Consider the following 21,514-nt stretch of genomic DNA (forward strand, 5'->3'; position numbering starts at 1 on the left):
CTTGCGGGACCGCAGCCCGCCCGCTATCGGGCGATGCTTCGCTGCCCCTGTGGCGAAATTGGTAGACGCATTCGACTCAAAATCGAACGCCGAAAGGCATGCTGGTTCGAGTCCGGCCAGGGGCACCACATTCCCTCCCATTCTGTTCTGACTGACCCCGGAAGGGGCAGGGTCGTTCTGGTTGCAGGATTATCGGGTGTCTCACATCGTCGTCACTCAGCGCGAGGGTTCTGCGCGGCCCATCAGGCGCGCCATTTCGCCCGAATGTGAACCAATACAACCTGCCGCAAGGGGAAGCTGGCGAAAACGCACTACAAGCTGGGGCACCATTCTCCCGAAACTGACTGCCGGCAGGGCAGCGCAAAGCACCCGTCCACGAGCGATGCTATAGTCCGATCTTGACATTTCTGTGCGTGTTCTCTCTATGTTCGTGAGCTACAATCGGTGGGGCGGCATGACGGAGACATCTCGCGATAGGCAATCCAACGGTTTTTCCTTCTGGTTGCGGATGGGAAGGCCGCCACCGGCGCTCGTTCCCAGCGGTCTCGAATCAAATTCAATCACTCGCACGATCCCGGGGCCGGCCGGTTTATCTTCGCCGGCGGCGGCGCTGTCCAAGACCGCCGCATTGCGTCGACTGCGCATGGCGAGGCCGCGCCCGACCTACGATCCGCCGCAGATCGGCGGGTTAAGGAGACGACCAGAACCGCCAAACCCTGGAAGGCATATAACGACACGGCGGCCGGCGCACTTCCCAGCCAGGCGCCGACGTTGATGCGTACGATGGCCGATGGCTCAAAGCGACCCATGAAGTTCGATGGCATCCAAGGCAATTACGTGATCGATCGAAAATGGTCGGTCGTTGACAGGCCGGGCGCGGGCGCAGATCTTGCGTCAGTCGCAGGTGCTGGCAGAACATCGCCTGATCGGGACACGGGAGGTACCTATGCCTGTCCAGAAGCTCGAGGCTCTGAAGCTCAACATCACGAATATCCATGTAAAGGTCGTCAAGCCATAATTGCCATGCAGGTTGCGAGCATTATCGCGAAGTATGTCGTGTTCCTCGAGCTTACCTCCGAGGAGGAACTGAATCTCGATAGCGCTGTGAAGATGATGGAGGCTCTCGGCGGACAACTTGAAGACATGGACAAGGGATTTCTCCGCGAGCTGGTGGATGCATTTCCGGTTGTAGCGGAGGGATATAGCGGAGAGGCGCAGGAGGTAGTGCGCAATATCGCTTATGGTTTCTATCTTGAAGAGGCGCTTGCAGTGGACGATCCCGTGAGGATGGCCGAGTTGGAAGCGCTGCGCGACGCGCGAGATTGAACGGCAAACCAGCGCTGACCAATGTAAAGGCCGCGTAACATCGGTGTCGATTCATTTCTATCAACGACGACTGACCGGAGTTATTCGATGATCCGAATGCCCATCTTATAACTTGTGAGGCATCGGGCACGATCTCAACCCGTTTTAGGCTCGCCCCGGAAGGGGCTGGGTTGTCCTGGTTGATCCGTCAGCGATATGCCCAACGCGCGGGCCCTGAATTTGCGTCAGTCGGCGGTCCTGGCAGAACACCGCCTGATCAGGCTGTGGGAGGTTCAAGCCTGTTCAGAAGAACAAGGCCTTGAAGATATTTAGTAGGATGAACATCGCCAACATTCATGTAAAGGTCGTGAAGCCATGATCGCTATGCAGGTTGCGAGCATTATCGCTGAGTATGTCGTGTTCCTCACATTGACCGATGAGGATGAGCTCAATCTCGATACTGCTGTAAAAATGACCGAATCGCTTGCCGACCATCTTGAGGAGATGGACAAGGGATTCCTGCGGGAGTTGGTGGACGCATTCCCGATCATATCCGCAGGCTATAGTGATGAGGCGCGGGAGGTGGTGCGCGACATACCGTATGCCTTCTACCTCGAAGAGGCGATCGCGGCCGACGATCCTGTCAGACTGGCCGAACTGGAAGCGTTGCGCGAGGCGGGGGAGGAACTGGCGGTGGCATCACCCGGACATTCCTGAAGCCGTGCGAAATCGAAATAGATACGCTTCGATCACAGGCGGCTAATAGATTTGCCCATGATCTGAATGCCCGGCTTCGTCTGCCGCGGGGCCCCGTGCCGGGCCGGGCCGCGCCGCGCCACGCCCCGCATCCGCCGGTATCGCCGTTCACACGCAGGTCGTCCGGGCAGCGCCGGGACGCCGCCTAGTCGCGCTTGCGTAGCCGGCCGCGGAACAGGCCGCGCTGCGTCGTCGCTTCGAACATCTCGCCGGGGCCCTCGGGGTCGAGCACCTCGTTGTCCGCCAGCCATTTCTGGATGCCGTCGAGGTCCGGCACCTCATAGGGGCGCAGCGAACGGCCGGGGCCACGGAGGCGTTCGATCGTCTCGATCAGGGATCCCGTCTGCTCCATCAGCTGCGCGACGCGTTCCGGCGCGACGTCGAGATGTTCGGCCATCAGGTCGTGGCGGGTGGCAAGGATCCTGTCCTCCAGACCGGCGCCGGGATGGCGCTCGGTGTCGAGCACCACGTCGCATTCGGTGTCGAGCCGGAGCGAGCGGTTGTTGATGTTCGCCGACCCGATGCGCAGCTGCGTGTCGTCGATGATCGTGATCTTGGCATGGCAATAGATCGCCGTGCCGCCACGGGTGAAGGGATGGTAGAGGCGGAACCGGTCGTGCTTGTCGCGGCGGCGCAGCGTCTCGACCAGCCGCGCCCGCGCCGTGTCCATCGCCAGTGGCTCGAGCCAGCCCTGTGCGGTCAGCGGATTGACGATGACGATCTCCGGCCCGTCCGGTTCGTCGAGCCGCGCGGCGATCGCCTCGGCGATGCGGCGCGAGGCGAAATACTGGCTTTCGCAATAGATGTGGCGTTTGGCCGCCTTGATCTGGTCGAGGAACAGCGCCTCGACCTCGGTCACCGGCGCCTCGCCCGGCATCTCCGGCTGGCTGCGCGCGATGCCGAGGTCGACGTTCTCGAACGTCGGGTCGAGCGAGGCGGGCCAACAGCTGCCGCCGCCCTCGACCGGGGTCAGCGTGTGGCCGGCCGCGAGATGCCAGCGGTCGCGGCACAATTCGCCGAGCGCGGCGGCGGCCGGGCCGGTGATCGCGGTGGTCGCGTCGTGCCACGGCTTGTAGGGCTTGCCGCCGCCGGGCAGGCGGCGTCCCGGATCGTCGTCGCGGTGGGCGCGCGTGTCCCAACGTTCCGCGGTCATGTCGATGCCGCCGCAAAAGGCGAGGCAATCGTCGATCGAGACGATCTTCTGGTGATGCGACGAGGCGGTCGGATGATGGCCGTCGAGCTTCACGTGGATGCGCGGATGGCGCATCCATTTGAGCACGGTGAACATCGTGCTGCCGCGGAAAGCCGCCTTGACCGCGCCGACGTCCCAGCGGAGCAGGTAGAGCTCCAGCTCGGGATTGCGCTGGATCAGCCAGTAGAGGAAGTCGCCGACCGTCTCCGGCCCTTCGGTCATCCCGGTGCTGCCGACCAGTCGGATGCGCGCGTCGAAATCCCAGCCGACCAGCATGATCCGTTTCCGGGCTTGCAGGAACGCTTCGCGGGCGACCCCGAAATAGCGATCGGCATCGACGATCACCGACAGGCGGTCGGCACGTTCGATACGCCAGACGTTACGGGCTGGGTCGAGCATCGGGGGCGTGTGGTCCTTCTGTCGGTCGTGGGAAACGGTCGAGCACGGCATTGCGCACGAAGCACGCCGCCGCGGGGTCGAAACGGGGGGACCAGCAAGCTGTTCCGTGGGGAGGGGCGCCGACCGTCGCCTCGGAGGGAGGCTCGGCCCGCATGGCTGCGGTGCGTACCGGCGAAATGCGGCGCCGTGAAGTCATAGAAGGCGCGCGAGGCGGGGGCGGGGAGCCCGGGCTCGCACGATCGGCACCGATCCGGCGGAATAGGTCCGGGCCACGGAACGTTACGCGGCCGATCCGGGTTTTACCGTATCGATGAGAGACGATCCCGCACCCTCCGCGGCGCTTGCCGCCACCCTCGGCCGTTTTCCGATGACCGGCCGGTTCCTGCTCGGACGGGGCAGGGACCGCATGACCGACGAGGAACGCGACGTCCTCGAAAAGGCGGCTTATGCGGTGAAGGACTATCCCGCGCGCCATCACCTCGTGCGCCGCGGCGAGCCGGTCGACACCAGCATGATGCTGATCGACGGCTATGTCTCGCGCTACATGGACGACCGCGAAGGCTATCGCCAGCTGGTGTCGGTGCATATTCCCGGCGATTTCGTCGATTTGCACGGCTTTCCTACCGGGCGGCTCGACCATGATATCGGGACGCTGGGGCCGATCCGGATGGCACTGTTCGATCACCAGACGTTGGTCGGCATCACCGAACGGCATCCGCGGCTCACTCGCTTCCTGTGGTTCGCGACCCTCGCCGATGCCGCGATGCATCGCGAATGGATCTTCCGGCTGGGGCGGCTCGGCGCGGACGGGCGGCTGGCGCATTTCTTTTGCGAGCTCAACGCGCGGCTGGAACTGGTCGGCCTCGCGCGCGACGGAAAGTTCGAACTGCCGCTGACCCAGCCGGACCTTGCCGAGGCGTGCGGGCTCACCGGCGTGCACGTCAACCGCACGCTGCGCCGGCTGCGCGAAAAGGGCCTGCTCCTGTTCCGGAACGGACAGGTCGAGATCCTCGACCAGCGTGGCCTGTGCGTCGCGGCGGAGTTCAACAGCGACTATCTCTATTCGGATTTTGGTGCATGGAAGACGACGTGAACGAGCCCGCCGGCGGGCGTGCCCATGATCCGGAGACCCAGCCGGGGTCGGTGTCGCTGCAGGAGGGACAGGTCATGCTGGACGGGCCCGATGGCGTGGCCGTGGCGATGACCCCGGAGGCGGCGCTGGAGACCGGTCGCCGCCTGATCGCGGCGGCGGAACGCGCGAGCGCGCACCGACCGGGGTGACGTCGGCGGATCAGAGGCTATGCTGCGCATAGTCATGATCCGGAGAGTATCTTGTACCACATCCTTCTCGCCACCGGCGCGGTCGCGCTGATGGCCGGCAGCGTCGCTGCCCAGACCGGCCCTGCGGCGACCGCGCCGGCCGCCAATCCGCTGCTCGCCGACTGGACCGGCCCCTATGGCGGCGTGCCCCCCTGGGATAAAGTGAAGCCCGAGCTGTTCCCGGCCGCGTTCGAGGCGTCGCTGGCGGAGCGCGCCGCGGACTACCGCCGGATCGCCGACAATCCGGCGGCGCCGACCTTCGCCAACACCTTCGTGCCGATGCAGCTCGCCGGCCAGCGCTATGGCCGGGTGATGACGCTGTTCGGCGTGATGACCGGCAATATGAACACGCCCGCCTATCAGGCGCTCGACCGCGAATGGTCGCCGAAGTTCGCCGCGGCGTCGGATGCGATCACCTTCGATCCGAAATTGTTCGCGCGGATCGAGGCGGTCTATGCTGCTCGGGCGAAGCTCGATCCGCAACAGCAGCGCCTCGTCACCCGTACCTACGACAGCTATGTGCGGCAGGGCGCGAAGCTGACGCCGGCGCAGAAGACGCAGCTGTCCGCCTATAATCAGGAGCTGGCGAGCGCGTTCAGCGACTTCTCCAGGCGCCTGCTCGCCGATGAGAACAAGGCGATCCTCGTCACCGATGCCGCGCAGCTCGCAGGCATCCCCGACAGCGTCAGGGCGGTGGCGAAGGCCGCGGCGGCGGAGCGCGGCCAGACCGGCTGGGCGATCGTCAACACGCGTTCGGCGGTCGATCCCGTGCTCACCTTCGCCACCGATCGCGCGTTGCGCGAGAAGGTGTGGCGCGCGTTCGTCGACCGCGGCGACAATGGCGATGCGAACGACACGAACGCGACGATCGCGCGGATCGTGAAGCTGCGGGCGGATCGGGCGCACCTGCTCGGCTTCAAAACGCATGCCGACTGGCGGATGCAGGACACGATGGCGAAGACGCCGGCCGCGGCGATGGACCTGATGATGCGGGTCTGGCCGGCGGCGAAGGCGCGGGTCGGCGAAGAGGTGCGCGACATGCAGGCGATCGCGGACAAAGGCGCGACGAAGATCACGATCGAGCCCTGGGACTATCGCTTCTATCAGGAGCAGGTCCGCAAGAGCCGCTACGACCTCGATCAGGCGCAGCTGAAGCCCTATTTCGAGCTCGGCAACATCATCCAGGGGTCGCTCTACGCCGCCAACCGGCTGTACGGGCTGAACTTCAAGGAGATCACCGGCACCGTGCCGGTGTTCGAGCCGAACATGCGCGTCTGGCACGTCACCGACCGCACCGGCAGGGAGGTCGGCCTGTTCTATCGCGACGATTTCGCGCGGAGCGGCAAGAGGTCGGGCGCATGGGCCAACACCTATCGCGGCCAGCGCAAGCTGGCGCCCGCGCAGACGGTACTGTCGTCGAACAACAACAATTTCGCGCGTGGTGCGAAGGGGGAGCCGATCCTCATCAGCCTCGACGATGCGCAGACGCTGTTCCACGAATTCGGCCACGCGATCCACGCGATGCTGCAGGACGTCACCTATCCGGGCCTCGCCGGCACGCCGCGCGACTTTGTCGAATATCCCAGCCAGGTGAACGAGCATTGGCTGCTCACCCGCGACGTGCTCGACAAATATGCGCGCCATTACCAGACCGGCGCACCGATGCCGCAGGCGCTGCTCGACAAGATCGAGGCGTCGAAGACGTTCAACCAGGGGTTCGCGACCGCCGAATATCTGTCCTCGGCGATCGTCGACATGAAACTGCACACGGTGGCGGACGGCGTCGTCGACCCCGATGCGTTCGAACGCGCGACGCTGACCGGGATCGGCATGCCGAAGGAGCTGGTGATGCGGCACCGCCTGCCGCAGTTCAATCACCTGTTCTCGTCCGACAGCTATTCGGCGGGCTATTACAGCTATTTGTGGTCGGAGACGATGGACGCGGACACGTTCGCCGCATTCGAGGAGGCGGGCAGCCCGTGGGACAAGCCGACCGCGGAGCGGTTCGCGCAAATCCTGCTGTCGACCGGCAACGAAACGGACCGCGCCGCCGCCTATCGCGACTTCCGCGGTCGCGACCCGGACGTCAACGCGCTGCTGAAGAAGCGGGGGTTCCCGACCACCGCCGCCAAGTGATGCGACGGGCGGTGCGCCGGCGTCCGGTGCATCGCCCGCCGTCTCTGTCGGGAAGGGGGTTTATTGTCGGGCGGAGGCGCGGAGGACCCAGAGGTGTTGCGCCCGCGTCACCCGCATGCATCCCTGTCGAGCCGTGGAGATGGGAGGGCCACGCTGCCCGTATACGGAACACACCTCTGCGTCCTCTGCGCCTCCGCGCGAACCCTCTCTGCCTCTGGTGCAACCTTCAGCGCCGTCCGCGATCGCAATCCGGACGTGAAGAAGCGGGGGTTCCCGACCAACGCCGCCAGTGATGCGACGGGCGGTGTGCCGGCGTCCGGTGCATCGCCCCCCGTCTTCGTCGGGATCATGAAAACGGGTTTGTTTTCGCGCGGAGGCGCGGAGGCCGCAGAGATGCTGCGCCCGCCTTCCCCGCACGCATCCCTGTCGGGCCGTAGAGATTGCGGGGTGACGCGCCCCCTGTACGGTACACCTCTGCGTCCTCCCCGCCTCCGCGCGAACCATCTCCATCTCTAGTGCAATCTTCAACGCCGTAAGTCTGGTCAACGACGATCGGCGTTCATGCTAACGCGGCAATTCGATCGTCGCGCACAGGCCGCCGTCGGGGCGGTTCGCCAGCCGGACGTCGCCGCCCGCCTCGCGCACGATCGACCGCGCCAGCGCCAGCCCCAGGCCGATCCCGCCGGTGTCGCGGTTGCGCGAGGTTTCCAGCCGGGTGAACGCCTCGAACACGTCGGTCAGCCGTTCCTCGGGGATCCCCGGCCCGCGGTCCGCCACCTCGATCCGCACCGCCGCGCTGTCCGGCACCAGCCGCACCGCCGCCCCGCCGCCGTATTTCACCGCATTCTCGATGAGGTTGCGGATCGCGCGGCGGATCAGCGACGGGCGCAGCCGCATGCGCAGCCGGTCGGCCTCCTCGAAGCTGACGTCCTGCCCCAGATCGCGGAAATCCTCGACCACGGCATCGACCAGGGCGGCGAGGTCGACCTCGGTCAGCGGCTCGCTCGGCCGGCCGAGCCGCGCCAGCGACAGGATGTCGTCCAGCGTCCGGTTCATCTCGGCGATGGTTTCCGCCATGCGCGTGCGGTCGGTGTCGTCCTCGACCGATTCGACCCGCACGCGTAGCGCGGCGAGCGGCGTGCGCAGGTCGTGGCCGATCGCACCGAGCATCCGGTCCTTCTCGTCCAGCATCGCGGTGACGCGCAGCTGCAGCGCGTTGAACGACTGGACGAGGCTGGCGATATCCGCGGGGCCGCGCACCGTCACCGCCACCGGCGCGTCGCCGCCGCGGCCGAAGCGCTGCGCCGCCGCGGTCAGGTCGCGCAGCGGCCGCGAGATATGGCGCGCGATCCACAGCACCGGCAGCAGCACGACGCCGTAGAGGATCAGCGTCTGCGCGAAGAGGCGCCAGAACAGGCGGACCCCGCCATTGCCGCTCCATGGCACGATCACCGCCAGCCAGCCGTGCCCCGGCTGTTCGACCGCGATCAGCAGCGCCTGTTCGGGACGATCCTGCGCCCGGCGCTGGCGATTGCTGCGCGACGCATTGCGGTTGAGCACGGCATCGTCCATCGCCGTCCAGCCCCGCACGCCGGTGTCGATCCGTCCGACCTCGACGCCCTGTTCGCGCAGCTGGTTGCGCAGTTCGGCGGCGATCTCCGGCATCCGCGGCAAAGCGGCGGGGATGCCGTCGGCGTCGGCCCGGCGGATGCGGCCGCGGTCGCGCGGGATCGTGCGCAGCCCCTGCGTCTCGCGATCGATCGCGTCCGCCAGCCGGATCGCGACCGGCCGCGTCGCCTGCGCCAGCCGGAACTCCGCCCGGTCGCGCAGGGCGAGCGCGAAATTGACCATCTGCGCGACCAGCAGCGCCAGCGCGATCAGCACCGCCATCTGCCCGGCGAGGCTGCGCGGCCACAGCCGCAACGTCACAGCCGCACCCTCACAGGCGCGTCACCTCGGCGGCGAGCGTATAGCCGCCGCCCCATACGGTCTTGATGATCTCCGGCAGCTTCGCGTCCGCCTCGATCTTGCGGCGCAGGCGGCTGACCTGGTTGTCGATCGCGCGGTCGAAGGCGGCAGCCTCGCGGCCCTGCGTCAGGTCGAGCAGCTGGTCGCGGGTCAGCACCTGCCGCGGCCGCGTCACCAGCGCGAGGAGCAGATTGTACTCGCCCGTCGACAGCGGCACCGACACGCCCTCGCGGTCGACCAGCGCCCGCTCGCCCGTCTTCAGCACCCAGCCGGCAAAGGCGTAGGAGCCACTCTCGGGCGCATGCTGGCGCGCGCCGCCCGCGGTCAGCCGCCGCAGCACCACCTTCACCCGCGTCGCCAGTTCGCGCGGCGAGAAGGGCTTCACGACATAATCGTCCGCGCCCATCTCCAGCCCGACGATCCGGTCGGTCTCCTCCGCCTTGGCGGTCAGCAGGATCACCGGCGTGTCGCTGGTCGCGGCGATGTGCCGGCATAGCGACAGGCCGTCCTCGCCCGGCATCATCACGTCGAGGATGACGAGGTCGATCGCATAGGCGGCCAGCCGCGTCCGCGCGCTTTCCGCATCCGCCGCCTGGGTGACGCGAAATCCCTGTTTGCCGAGATATTGCGCCAGCGGCTCGCGGATCGAACGCTCGTCATCGACGAGCAGCAGGTGCGGCATGTCTCCCATCGGTTCGGCATTAGCCATGCGATCGCGCTCCTGCCAGACCGGACGGGGCACACCCGCCCCGCCGCGTCGTCACTGTGCCGGGGTCGGCGTGGGAAGCGGTGGGTTGCGGAGGCCGCGCATCGGCCGGACCGCGGCCAGTTCGGTCGCATCCAGCCTGCCGTCGCGGTTGGTATCGAGCCGGTCGAAGCGCGCGCCGGCCCGCTGTGCCGCCTCGGCACGGGTCAGCGCGCCGTCGCCGTCCGGATCGCCGCGCATGCCGAAGCCGCCACCACCGCGCGGACCGCCGCCGTTGCCGCCGCGCCGCTGCGCCCGCATCGCGTCGCGCGCCGCATCGCGTTCGGCCGCGGTCACCTTGCCATCCTTGTCGGTGTCCATCGCCACGAACCGCGCATCGGCGTCCGCGAGCATCTCCGCCCGCGTGATCGTGCCGTCGCGATTCGCGTCCGCGCGCATCAATCCGCCGCCTTGGGCGGGCGGAGGCGGGGGCGGGGCCACCGACTGCGCCAGCGCCGTCGTCGCGAGCCATCCGCCCGCCGCCGTCATCAAAGCCAGAGCCACACGCATCGTCGAACCTCCACCCGCAGGGCCGATCCCTGTACCGACCGATGCGACGTATGGGGCGTGTCTGTCGCCGCCATATGTCCGGCGCATACAAAAGTGTCGCAATCTGTCGCACCGAGCGCCTCGGGTGTGACGACCCCGGATCGTCAGGCGAACACCGCCACGCTCTGCATATGGTCGGCGACCGGCGTGCCGTCCGCCGCCCAGATCCCCATCCGCTGGCTCGAATGCCCCGCCCGCGCATAGTCGCTCGTCGCCTGCAATAGCCACCAGCCGTCGTCCGTCGCCGGCGCATCGCCGAGCAGGTTGAGCTGCCACGTCATCGAGCTGACCGGCGCCGTCCGCCCCAGCATCCTGAGCGCCACCGGCGGCAGGCAGTCCGCCACCGCCATCAGCTCGACCATCGGGTGCAGCCCGTCGCGCGCCTTCAGCCGGACCCAGCGCAGCCATTCCGCCCGTTCGGCCTGACGCCGCTCGACCAGTTCGAAATTCTGCGAAAAGGCGACCGCGGGGTGGCCGCGCAGCACCGTGTCGTCGGGCCCCGGCGGCGCGACCGACGGCGCAAAGCCGGTATGGACGTCGAGCGCCGATGCCACCGTGCCCATGAACACGAAGGTCGCGCGTAGCCCCAGCCCCGCCTCGCTTTCCACGTCCACCTGTACGAACGCCGCGTTGCGACCCCGGCGCAGCCGGCTCGCGCGGATCGTGACGTCGCCGCTCAGCGGACCGATGAACGCCACCAGCGCCGATCGCAGCGGCGGCAGATCCGTGTCCGATCCCATCGCGGCATGCAGCGCCAGCGCCGCGGACAGTCCGCCATAGGCGGTGCGCCCCTGCAACCAGCCATCGGGCACCCGGCCGCGCCAGCCGCCCTCGACCGGCTCCAGTCCGGCGATCACATCCCGCAACGCCGTCATGCGAAGGCCTCCAGCCGGTCGCGCAACTCGCGTTTCAGCACCTTGCCGATCGCGCTGCGCGGCAGTTCGTCGATCCGGTGCAAGGCCGACAGCCGCTGCGTCCGGCCGAGCTGGTCGTTGACCCAGGACAGGATCGTCCCGGCATCCTCGCCCTCGAACCCCGGCCGCGCGACGTAGAAGCCGACCGGCGTCTCGCCCCACGCCTCGGACGGCGCACCGATCACCGTGCCGTCGCCGACCGCCGGATGCCGCAGCAGCAGCACCTCCAGATCGGACGGGTAGATGTTGAACCCGCCCGAGATGATGAGATCCTTCTTGCGGTCCATCAGGATCAGGAACCCCTCCGCGTCGAAGCGGCCGACGTCGCCGTGGCGGATGTAGCGGTTGCCGTCCGCGTCATGCCATTCCGCCTCGCGCGTCGCCCCGTCGCGACCGTGATAGCCGGTCATCATCGTCGGCGACCGGCCGACGACTTCGCCCGTTTCGCCCGGCGGCACCTCCCGCCCCTCGTCGTCGATCAGGCGGATCTCATGGCCCGGCAACGGCTGGCCGACGGTGTGCAGCTTGTCGGGATGGGCGCTGGCGTTGAGCCCGCACGAGGCACCGCCCTCGGTCATGCCGTAATATTCGACCAGCAGTCCCGGCCAGCGCGCGACGACATCGGCCTTCAGCGCCGCCGAGAACGGCGCGCTGGTGCTGGTCTTGAAGCGGAAGTGCGACAGGTCGAAGGCGGCGAAATCGTCAAGCGCCATGATCCGCTGATATTGCACGGGGACCAGCATCGTGTGCGTCGCGCGATGCCGCTCGGCGAGCGTCAGATAGGTGCGCGCGTCGAACTTGCCCATCAGCACCGCGGTGCCGCCCCAGCCGAGGGTGGGGAGGAAACTGACCAGCGTCGTGTTCGAATAGAGCGGCGTCGCCACCATCGTCACCGCGGTGTCGAAGCCGGCGGCGGCGTTGCGGGCGATATGCGCCCAGCGCATCGCATGGCTCTGGACGATGCCCTTGGGCGTGCCGGTGGTGCCGGACGAATAGATGATGTTGAACGGATCGTCGGGCCGGATCGCCACGGGTGAGGGGCGGGCGTCCTCCGCTCCCAGCCACGCGGCGAAGCCGGCGCCGAACACGATCCGCCGCGCCGGAAACGCCTCATCCGCCAGCATTGCGGCATTGGCGTCGTCGAGGAACACCAGCGGCGCACCGCAATCGACGATCATCGCCGCGATCGCCGCCGGTGTCGCCGAGGGCGCGAGCGGCGTCGCCACGCACCCCGCGCGCAACGCCCCCAGAAACACGACCGCATAGTCGACGCTCGCCTGCGCCACGATTCCCACGGCCGCGCCCGGCGCCACGCCATCGCGTTGCAGCGCCGCGGCGACGCGGTCCATCGCGCGATCCAGCGCGGCATAGTCCATCGTCCCCCCGCCGTCGGCGAGCGCGACCCGCTCCCCCCGTTCGCGGGCGTGGGCGGCGATCAGGTCGGGAAGCGTCGCGAAGTCGGACGCGAGCATGTCGGCGGAGGTCTGCATCGCGCGACGCTAGGTGAACGTGCGCGGCGACGCCATACGCAATCTTCGAAACGCTCTGCGCCGACGCTGGTACGTTGGAAAAATGATTCACGCGAAGACGCGAAGACGCGACGATCGTGCATCCGGCGATTGACCGGTTCTCTCCATGCCATCGTGGCGAAGCAAGCTGACGCCCGCCAGGAACACGGCCTCTTCGCGCCTTCGCGCCTTCGCGTGAACTCGCTCCTGCGCCGCAGGCCGTCAGCTCCGGTTATGAAGAGCAAGAAGGGATTTCACGCGGAGGCGCGGAGACGCGGAGGTGTCACGCGAAAGGCGCCGCAGGCACTCCATCATGAACGGTGCAATCGGCGGCGTGCGGGGAGAGGATCGGTGCGCTCACCCCCGGCGCACCATCTCCGCGTCTCCGCGTCTCCGCGTCTCCGCGCGAGCCAACCCTTCTTACGCAGCAGCCACGCGGCCGTCGGCTCCGGGCATGAAGAGCAAGAAGGGATTTCGCGCGGAGGCGCGGAGACGCGGAGACGCGGAGACGCGGAGGTGTCACGCGAAAGGCGCCGCAGACACTCCTTTATCAATGGTGCAATCGGCGGCGTGCGGGGAGAGGATCGGCGCGCTCACCCCCGGCGCACCATCTCCGCGTCTCCGCGTCTCCGCGCGAACCAACCCTTCTTACGCAGCAGCCACGCGGCCGTCAGCTCCGGTTATGAAGAACAAGAAGGAATTTCACGCGGAGACGCGAAGACGCGGAGGTGTCACGCGAAAGGCGCCGCAGGCACCCCATTATGAACGGTGCAATCGGCGGCGTGCGGGGAGAGGATCGGCGCGCTCACCCCCGGCGCACCCCCTTCCGCGTCTCCGCGTCTCCGCGCGAACACACCCTTCTTACGCGGCAGCCACCCGCACCCGAGCCACCACGATTCCCGCGGCAGCCAACCCGAGCACCCCCGCGATCACGAACGCCGCCCCGGGAAAGCCATGGTCGATCCCCCACGCCAGCACCTGCGTCAGCAGCAACGGCGCGATGATCGCCGAGACGCTGCCCATCGAGCCGAGCCCGCCCTGCAACTGCCCCTGCCGCGTCGCATCGACCATGCGCGACATCAGCCCCTGCATCGCCGGCATCGCGAAGCCCGACAGCGCGCTGGTGCAGAACAAGAGATACACCTGCCAGCTCGCGCTCACCGCCGCGAACGCGAGGAACGAACCGCCGCCCGCGATCAACCCGATCAGCAGCGCCCGCCGCTCGCCGAAGCGGGTGATCGCCCGCCCGGTCAGGCCGCCCTGGACGATCGTCGACACCAGCCCGACGAAGGCGAGGCTCCAGCCGATCGCCTTGGCATCCCAGCCGAATCGCGCAGTCGCCCAGAAGCTCCAAGTCGCCGGATAGACCATGTGCGCCAGCTGCCAGAGGAACATCGCGAGCAGCAGCGGAGCGGCATGGCCGGCGTGGAACAGCGGCCGGAACGCGCCGACGACATGTGCGTCGCGCGGGCGGAACGGGCGCCGGTTCTCCACCGCCAGCGTCTCCGGCATCGCCACCAGCATCACCGCGGCGTTGACCAGCGCCAGCGCCGCCGCGGCGTAAAAGGGTGCGCGCGGTCCCCACAGGGAAAACAGCCCGCCCAGCGCCGGCCCGATGATGAAGCCCAGCCCGAACGCCGCGCCGATCAGCGCGAAGGTCGCGCCGCGCCGTTCGGGCGGCGTCACGTCGGCGATCACCGATCCGGCCGGGCCGTAGACCGCGCCCGCGATGCCGGCGACCGCGCGCCCGACGAACAGCCAGGCGACGCTGGGGGCGACCGCCATCACCGCATAGTCGATCCCGAAGCTCAGCATCGATGCGATCAGCACCGGTCGCCGCCCGAACCGGTCGGACAGGTTGCCGAGCACCGGCCCGGCGACGAATTGCGCCGCGGCATAGACGACCAGCATCCAGCCCGCGATCCGCGTCGCATGTTCGATGTCGGCATGGCCCAGGCTGGTCAGCAACGCCGGAAACACCGGCGCGACGATGCCGAAGCCGATCGTGTCGATCAGCACCGCCGCCAGCGCCATCGGCACCGCTTTATGCCCGAACCGCATGTCGATCTCCCGCCCAGCCCGGCAGGGTTGTGCCCGATCGTCGCGGCGGAGCCAATGGCGGGGCTTTGCATGTCCGATCTTTCGTGGCATGGCCTCCCACGACATACCCGATCTTCAGATTCGGGTTTCAGGAGATCCCGATGGCAACCGCCGCCGAACTCGACCCGCTCGCCGCCTTTCGCGAAGAGGCGCGGACCTGGCTCGCCGATCACTTTCCGAAAAGCCTCGCACATCGGGATGCCGGCCTGTCCGCGCTGGAAGGGCCGCACGATCCGACCCCGGACGAGGCCGCCTGGACGAAGGCGATGGGGGAAAAGGGCTGGGGCGTCCCGACCTGGCCCCGCGCCTATGGCGGCGGCGGCCTGTCGCGCGCCGAGGCGCGGGTGTTGCAGGACGAGATGGCGCGCATCGGCGCCGCCAATCCGATCGGCGGCATGGGCGTGATGATGTTCGGCCCGACGCTGCTCGAATATGGCACCGAGGAACAGAAGCAGGAGCATATCCCGGCGATCGCGCGCAACGCCGTGCGCTGGTGCCAGGGCTATTCCGAACCCGGCGCCGGCTCCGACCTCGCAAGCCTGCAGATGTCCGCCGAGGACAAGGGCGACCATTATCTCGTCAACGGGCAAAAGACGTGGACCAGCGGCGGGCAATGGGCCGACAAATGCTTCGCGCTGGTCCGCACGGACCGGACGAAGAAGCATGAGGGCATCAGCTTCCTGCTGATCGACATGGATTCGCCGGGCGTGGAGGTGAAGCCGATCCGCCTCATTTCCGGCGCGTCGCCCTTCTGCGAAACCTTCTTCACCGACGTGAAGGTGCCCAAGGGCAATCTCGTCGGGCGCGAGGGCGAGGGCTGGACGATCGGCAAGCGCCTGCTCCAGCACGAACGCTCCAGCCTGTCCGGCGGCGGCGGCTCGGCCGGGCGCCTGCTCGCCGGCAAGCCGCTCAGTCAGGTCGCCAAGGACTATCGCGGCACCGACGACGCCGGTCGCCTGTCCGACGCCGATCTGCGCATGCGCCTCGTCCGGCACGAGATGGACACGCGCGCCTTCATGCTCACCCTGCGCCGCGCCGCGCTGGAGGCGAAGTCCAATGCCGGCCCGTCGGCCGCGACCTCGATCATGAAGAACGTCGGCGCCCGCATCACGCAGGATCGCGCCGAACTCGGCATCGAGATCATGGGCATGAACGGCCTCGGCTGGGAGGGCGAGGGCTTCTCCGAGGCCGAACTCGCGCAGACCCGCACATGGCTGTGGGGCAAGGCGGTTTCGATCTACGGCGGCAGTTCCGAAATCCAGAACAACATCGTCGCCAAACGCATTCTCGGCATGCTGGACCACCAGTAACCGGGCACCCGTTGGAGAGGAGCGGGAGGACGGCGCAAGCCGATCCTCCCGCCAATTTTGCAGGAACAGACATGGCCGTCCTCACCGAAGAACAGACGATGCTGCGCGACATGGCGCGGGAATGGGCGGACAACGAATCGCCCGTCACCGCCTTTCGCAAGCTGCGCAACGCCGCGCCGGCCGAGGGCTATGACGCCGCCGCCTGGACCGAGATCGGCCAGATGGGCTGGGGCGGCATCGTCATTCCGGAGGAGCATGGCGGATCCGCGCTCGGCTATCTGTCGCTTGGCATGGTCGTCGAGCAGTTGGGGCGCAATCTCGCCGCCAGCCCGCTCGCCTCGACCGGGCCCGCCGCCAGTGCGATCGCGCTCGGCGAAAGCGATGCGGCGAAGTCCGACTGGCTGCCGCGCATCGCCGCGGGCGAGGTCGTCGCGACGCTCGCGATCGACGAGGGCCCGGTGCACGGCGGCCCGATCGCGACGCGCGTCGAGGATGGGCGCCTGACCGGCACCAAGCTGTTCGTTGCGGAGGGCGACAGCGCCGCTCTGTTCGTCGTCGCTGCTGCGGACGGCCTGTATCTGGTCGCCGGCGACGCGGGCGTCAGCCGTTCTCCGCGTCGGATGGCCGATGCGCGCAGCCATGCCGAGGTGCGCTTCGACGACGCCCTCGCGGTCCGGCTCGGCGGTGTCGATCTGACGGCGCGCGTGGTCGATTATGCCACGGCGCTGGTCACCGCCGAAATGCTCGGCCTCGCCGAACAGGCGTTCGCCACCACCAACGACTATCTCAAGACCCGCGTCCAGTTCGGTCAGGCGCTCAGCACCTTCCAGGCGCTGCAGCATCGCATGGCGAAGATGCTGACCGAACTCGAACTGATGCGCTCGGTGGTCGAGGGCGCGCTCGAGGCGATCGATTCTGGCCGCTCCGACCGCGATCAGGCGGTCAGCCTCGCCAAGGCGGTCGCCGGCGACACCGCGAAACTGGTGACGCGCGAGATGATCCAGCTTCACGGCGGCATCGGCATGACCGACGAACACGACGCCGGCTTCTACATGAAGCGCGCCGCGGTGCTGGAGGCGATGTGGGGCAACGCCGCCTTTCACCGCGAACGCTTCGCCCGCCTCAACGACTATTGATCGCGCCGCGGGTATTCCGTTTTCGCACGAACAAGGCAGATGTTCGCGCGAAGACGCGAAGGTGGACGACCGCGCGTCGCAGCAACATCTTCGCGCTTACGCGCCTTCGCGAGCCATCAAGCCGCCGGCAAAGCCCGATCATCGAACAGTCCGAACAGCAACGTCGAGGCATACATGCCGATCGCGCGCTCGCGTGGCATAGTTGCTGCCCATTTGCGCATATCGAAGGCCGCGTTTTGCAATGCCATCAGCGCCTGCGCCGCCACCAGCGCATCGACGGCGCGGATCGATCCTTCTGCAATCCCATCCATGATCGTTCCCGCGAACCGCCGCGCGATGCGGTTCGAGCGGTCGACCATCGCGGTGCGGACGACCCCCGGCAGGCCGCTCAGCGCGGTCGTCCGCAACAGCGGCGCGCGTTCGGCGAATTGGACGTCGAGCAGGGTCGCGATCGTGCTCGCCAGCCGCTCCCAATGCGAACCGCCCGCCTCGTCCGCCAGCCGCTGCGCATCGCTGATCGTGTCGAAGCTGCGGCGGTAGCAGGCGATCACCAGATCGTCCTTGGCGTCGAGATGGTGGTAGAAGCTGCCCTTGGTGACGTTCAGCTCCGCCGCGATCCGCTGCACCGACGCGCCGCGATAGCCCAGTTCGTTGATGAGTCGGGTGGCGGCGAGCAGGAAGGCGGCGCGCCCGGGCTCGATCTCCTCATGCTCCAGATCGATCGGCACCGGCGCCCAGCGGACGTCCGCCCCCGCGATGCCGCGCTCGAACACGTCCATTAGCCGCGCCTCGACCCGGCCATATTGGTCGGGCTCGTAGCGCACCAGCCACACCGGCAGCCAGAAGGTGTTCTCGAGCAGTACGTGCGCCCGCGCGCCGAACAGGTCCGTCTGCGCCCGCGACGTCGCCGGGCCCCACAGCGCGCGCGTCCGCCGGAACACCTCGCGCCAGCGATTCAGCAACCGGGTACGGTTCGGGTCCTCGGTGGCGCGCAGGTCGGACAGCACCGCCATCGCGCGGTCCTCGCCGCGCTGCACCCGCGCCAGCCGGTCCATGTTGAGCGACAGATAGCGGCGGACGCGCTCCCGCGGCGTCGGTGCCGCCATCGCCTCGTCGATCATCGCCAGCAATTGTTCGAGCGTATGCTCGAACGCCGCCGCCGCCAGATCCTCCTTGCGCTTGAAATAATAGGTGACGCTGGTGGTGTTCAGCCCTACCCGCCGCGCGACGTCGGCGAAGGTCATGCCCTTCGCGCTCTGTTCGTTGATCGCCTCCGCCGCGGCGGACAGGATCGCGTCACGCTTCGCCCGGAAGCGCTTCGTCCCCTGTTCTTCCCCGTTGCCGATCTCGCTCCCGCCGCTGCCGGCGTCCGCCCCCGTCTGGTCCATCCCGCCAGTGTATCGACTGCGCTTTCGAAGAAACAGTGTTTTCTAGCGAGGCATGCGTTCAGGGGTGAAAAAGCGGCCATCGACCGCTCTACGGGACTTTACCGAATGTACGGTACGGCCTAAACCCCCGGTCAAAGACGTTTGGAGAGAGCCACATGGACTTCACCCTCAGCGAACGCGAAACCTATTTCCGCGATCGGGTGCGCAGCTTCATCGACCAGGAGATCCGGCCCCGGATCCCCGAACATGACGCGCAGGAACATGAGGGCGAGCGCTGGAAAGTGATCCCGGTCATCGAGGCGTGCAAGGAAAAGGCGAAGGCCGCCGGCCTGTGGAATTTCTTCATGCCGCCCAATTCCGGCCAGACCCATGTCGATGACAGCTTTGCCTTCGAAGGGACGCAGCTTACCAATCTCGAATATGCCCTCTGCGCGGAGGAGATGGGCAAGGTCGGTTGGGCATCGGAGGTGTTCAACTGCTCCGCGCCCGACACCGGCAACATGGAGGTGTTCCATCGCTACGGCACACGCGCGCAGAAGGAGCAATGGCTCGGCCCGCTGATGCACGGGCAAATCCGCTCCGCCTTCTTGATGACCGAACCCGCGGTCGCCTCGTCCGATGCGACCAACATCGAGACCTCGATGGTCCGCGACGGCGATCATTACGTCATCAACGGGCGCAAATGGTGGTCCTCGGGCGTCGGCGATCCGCGCTGCAAGGTCGCGATCGTCATGGGCAAGACCGATACCTCGGCCAAGCGGCATGCGCAGCAGAGCATGATCCTGATGCCGATGGACGCGCCCGGCGTCACGATCGAGCGTATGCTCACCGTCTACGGCTACGACCATGCGCCGCATGGTCATGGCGAGGCGGTGATGAAGGACGTGCGCGTGCCGGTCGAGAACGTGCTGCTCGGCGAGGGGCGGGGGTTCGAGATCGCGCAGGGCCGGCTCGGGCCAGGGCGCATCCATCACTGCATGCGTACGATCGGCGTCGCGGAGACGGGGATCGAGGCGATGGCCAAGCGTCTGCTCGGCCGCGTCGCCTTCGGCAAGCGGCTCGCGGATCATTCGATCTGGGAACAACGGATCGCAAAGGCCCGTATCGACATCGAAATGACGCGCCTGCTTTGCCTCAAGGCGGCGGACATAATGGACAAGGCCGGCAATAAATCGGCGCAGCTCGAGATCGCGATGGTCAAGGTCGCCGCACCGACGATGGCGCTTCAGATCCTCGACGATGCGATCCAGGCGCATGGCGGCGGCGGCGTCAGCCAGGATTTCCACCTCGCCCACGCCTGGGCCGCGATGCGCACGTTGCGCTTCGCCGACGGCCCGGACGAGGTCCACAACCGCGCCATCGCCCGCGCCGAGTTCGGCAAATACAGCGATTATGCTGCGGAGCGGCCGGCCCGGTGAAGGGGGGCACAAGCTTTTTACCCGATCGTCATCCCGGCGAACGCCGGGACCCATGGACACGGTGCGTCGGCGACGGCGCGCAACCACGGCCCTCTGCAGCCATGGGGCCCGGCGTACGCCGGGACGACGGAACAGGCAGACGGGTCGCCCAGCAAGAAGGCTTGGTACGATGAAAGCCGCCGTCCTCTTCGAACCGAAACAGCCGCTCAGCATCGAGGAGGTCGCCGTCTCGAACCCGGCGGCGCATGAGGTGCTGATCCGCACGGTCGCGGTCGGCGTCTGCAGATCGGACCTGCACTTCGTCGACGGCATCTATCCGCATGCGCTCCCGACCATTCCCGGTCACGAGGCCGCCGGCCTGGTCGAGGCGGTCGGCAGCGAGGTGCGCACGGTCAAGGTCGGCGACCATGTCGTCACCTGCCTCAGCGCCTTTTGCGGCCATTGCGAATTCTGCGTCACCGGCCGCATGTTCCTGTGCGTCGATGCGGGCGTACGTCGGCCGAAGGGCGCAGCCCCGCGGCTGACGCTCGGCGACCGGCCGGTCGCGCAAATGCTCAACCTGTCGGCTTATGCCGAGATGATGCTGGTCCACGAACATGCCTGCGTCGCGATCGACCCCGACATGCCGATGGACCGCGCCGCGCTAATCGGCTGTGCGGTGACGACCGGCGCGGGCGCGGTGTTTAACACCACCGACGTGACGCCAGGCGAGACGGTGTGCGTCGTCGGTTGCGGTGGCATCGGCCTCGCCGCGGTCAACGCCGCGAAGATCGCCGGCGCGGGCAAGATCATCGCGCTCGATCCCGTGCCCGAGAAGCGCGCGCTTGCCGAGAAACTCGGCGCCACCCACAGCATCGATGCGCTGTCCGACACCGCGGCGGACGAGGTGGTCGAGATCACAAAGGGCGGCGTCCATCATGCGATCGAGGCGGTCGGCCGCCCGCAAAGCGCCGCCACCGCGGTCAAGGTGCTGCGCCGCGGCGGCACCGCGACGATCCTCGGCATGCTGCCGCCGACCGAGAAGGTCGGCCTGTCGGCGATCGACCTGCTGTCCGGCAAGAAGCTGCAAGGCGGGCTGATGGGCAGCAACCGCTTCCCGGTCGACATCCCGCGTCTGGTCGACTTCTACATGCGCGGGCAGCTCGACCTCGACACGATCATCGCCGATCGCATGTCGTTGGAGCGGATCAACCACGCCTTCGACGAACTGCGCAAGGGCGATGCCACCCGCAGCGTGATTACCTTCGGATGATGCTTTCCCATACCACGACCGTCATCCCCGCGCAGGCGGGGATCCATAGATGCAACGCTAGGGAACGATGTGAGACGCCAGCTGCTCCGGATCTCTGCCCGCGCGGGGATGGCGCCCT

17 protein-coding genes and 1 tRNA gene are annotated in these 21,514 nt (G+C 67.6%); 10 read left to right on the forward strand and 8 right to left on the reverse strand.

The annotated features are described in order from the left end of the window. Positions 1–43 precede the first annotated feature (43 nt). From AC1RTO_RS04770 to AC1RTO_RS04780, 3 genes are all read left to right on the forward strand, one after another. Positions 44–128: transfer RNA gene (locus AC1RTO_RS04770), tRNA-Leu, on the forward strand. Positions 129–774: 646 nt separating this feature from the next. Next, on the forward strand, positions 775–1,326 hold the full coding sequence (locus tag AC1RTO_RS04775; RefSeq protein ID WP_493159742.1) for a hypothetical protein: 552 nt from the start codon (positions 775–777) through the stop codon (positions 1,324–1,326). Positions 1,327–1,680: 354 nt separating this feature from the next. Further along, entirely contained in the window at positions 1,681–2,022 is a 342-nt protein-coding gene (locus AC1RTO_RS04780) for a hypothetical protein (protein ID WP_493159743.1), read from the forward strand. A 184-nt stretch (positions 2,023–2,206) separates the two neighbouring features. Here AC1RTO_RS04780 and AC1RTO_RS04785 read toward each other — a convergent pair whose 3' ends face one another. Beyond that, a complete protein-coding gene (locus AC1RTO_RS04785; RefSeq protein WP_493159744.1) occupies positions 2,207–3,652 on the reverse strand; it encodes a phospholipase D-like domain-containing protein in 1,446 nt (481 codons plus the stop codon). A gap of 310 nt (positions 3,653–3,962) precedes the next feature. Between AC1RTO_RS04785 and AC1RTO_RS04790 the strand changes: the two genes are divergently transcribed. Genes AC1RTO_RS04790 through AC1RTO_RS04800 form a run of 3 tightly spaced genes read left to right on the forward strand, consistent with a single transcriptional unit; the run spans position 3,963 to position 7,108 of the window. Further along, complete coding sequence (locus tag AC1RTO_RS04790; RefSeq protein WP_493159745.1) at positions 3,963–4,745, forward strand: Crp/Fnr family transcriptional regulator; 783 nt, start codon at positions 3,963–3,965, stop codon at positions 4,743–4,745. Continuing rightward, the gene (locus AC1RTO_RS04795) at positions 4,730–4,933 is read left to right on the forward strand and encodes a hypothetical protein (RefSeq protein WP_493159746.1); all 204 of its coding nucleotides are present in this window, start codon (positions 4,730–4,732) and stop codon (positions 4,931–4,933) included. The genes AC1RTO_RS04790 and AC1RTO_RS04795 overlap by 16 nt, the downstream gene beginning before the upstream one ends. Before the next feature lie 51 nt (positions 4,934–4,984). Then, positions 4,985–7,108 (forward strand): M3 family metallopeptidase, encoded by a 2,124-nt coding sequence (locus tag AC1RTO_RS04800; protein WP_493159747.1) that lies wholly within the window; start codon positions 4,985–4,987, stop codon positions 7,106–7,108. A gap of 564 nt (positions 7,109–7,672) precedes the next feature. On the opposite strand, the gene AC1RTO_RS04805 is transcribed toward AC1RTO_RS04800, so the two are convergent. The 6 genes from AC1RTO_RS04805 to AC1RTO_RS04830 form a co-directional block, all read right to left on the reverse strand. Next, on the reverse strand, positions 7,673–8,998 hold the full coding sequence (locus AC1RTO_RS04805; protein ID WP_493160334.1) for a sensor histidine kinase: 1,326 nt from the start codon (positions 8,996–8,998) through the stop codon (positions 7,673–7,675). Between the two features lie 49 nt (positions 8,999–9,047). Further along, positions 9,048–9,767 (reverse strand): response regulator, encoded by a 720-nt coding sequence (locus tag AC1RTO_RS04810; RefSeq protein ID WP_293877644.1) that lies wholly within the window; start codon positions 9,765–9,767, stop codon positions 9,048–9,050. Positions 9,768–9,836: 69 nt separating this feature from the next. Further along, the gene (locus AC1RTO_RS04815) at positions 9,837–10,220 is read right to left on the reverse strand and encodes an EF-hand domain-containing protein (RefSeq protein WP_493159748.1); all 384 of its coding nucleotides are present in this window, start codon (positions 10,218–10,220) and stop codon (positions 9,837–9,839) included. Between the two features lie 254 nt (positions 10,221–10,474). Then, complete coding sequence (locus AC1RTO_RS04820) at positions 10,475–11,245, reverse strand: acyl-CoA thioesterase (protein WP_493159749.1); 771 nt, start codon at positions 11,243–11,245, stop codon at positions 10,475–10,477. Beyond that, complete coding sequence (locus AC1RTO_RS04825; RefSeq protein WP_493159750.1) at positions 11,242–12,774, reverse strand: class I adenylate-forming enzyme family protein; 1,533 nt, start codon at positions 12,772–12,774, stop codon at positions 11,242–11,244. The genes AC1RTO_RS04820 and AC1RTO_RS04825 overlap by 4 nt, the downstream gene beginning before the upstream one ends. 879 nt (positions 12,775–13,653) lie before the next feature. Further along, complete coding sequence (locus AC1RTO_RS04830; RefSeq protein ID WP_493159751.1) at positions 13,654–14,853, reverse strand: MFS transporter; 1,200 nt, start codon at positions 14,851–14,853, stop codon at positions 13,654–13,656. Between the two features lie 140 nt (positions 14,854–14,993). On the opposite strand from AC1RTO_RS04830, the gene AC1RTO_RS04835 reads away from it, so the two are divergent. Together AC1RTO_RS04835 and AC1RTO_RS04840 are read left to right on the forward strand one after the other, a co-directional pair. Next, positions 14,994–16,202, forward strand: a complete 1,209-nt coding sequence (locus tag AC1RTO_RS04835) for an acyl-CoA dehydrogenase family protein (RefSeq protein ID WP_493159752.1) — start codon at positions 14,994–14,996, stop codon at positions 16,200–16,202. Positions 16,203–16,273: 71 nt separating this feature from the next. Then, entirely contained in the window at positions 16,274–17,338 is a 1,065-nt protein-coding gene (locus tag AC1RTO_RS04840; protein ID WP_493159753.1) for an acyl-CoA dehydrogenase family protein, read from the forward strand. 116 nt (positions 17,339–17,454) lie between these two features. Here AC1RTO_RS04840 and AC1RTO_RS04845 read toward each other — a convergent pair whose 3' ends face one another. Then, complete coding sequence (locus AC1RTO_RS04845) at positions 17,455–18,726, reverse strand: TetR/AcrR family transcriptional regulator (protein ID WP_493159754.1); 1,272 nt, start codon at positions 18,724–18,726, stop codon at positions 17,455–17,457. A 155-nt stretch (positions 18,727–18,881) separates the two neighbouring features. Here AC1RTO_RS04845 and AC1RTO_RS04850 point away from each other — a divergent pair, with 155 nt between their 5' ends. Together AC1RTO_RS04850 and AC1RTO_RS04855 are read left to right on the forward strand one after the other, a co-directional pair. Then, positions 18,882–20,144, forward strand: a complete 1,263-nt coding sequence (locus AC1RTO_RS04850; RefSeq protein WP_493159755.1) for an acyl-CoA dehydrogenase family protein — start codon at positions 18,882–18,884, stop codon at positions 20,142–20,144. A 169-nt stretch (positions 20,145–20,313) separates the two neighbouring features. Further along, positions 20,314–21,396 carry a Zn-dependent alcohol dehydrogenase gene (locus AC1RTO_RS04855; RefSeq protein WP_493159756.1) on the forward strand — a complete coding sequence of 361 codons (1,083 nt, stop codon included), beginning with the start codon at positions 20,314–20,316 and terminating at the stop codon, positions 21,394–21,396. The last annotated feature ends 118 nt before the right edge of the window (positions 21,397–21,514 follow it).

This window comes from Sphingomonas sp. GW821-FHT10F09, assembly GCF_058809195.1.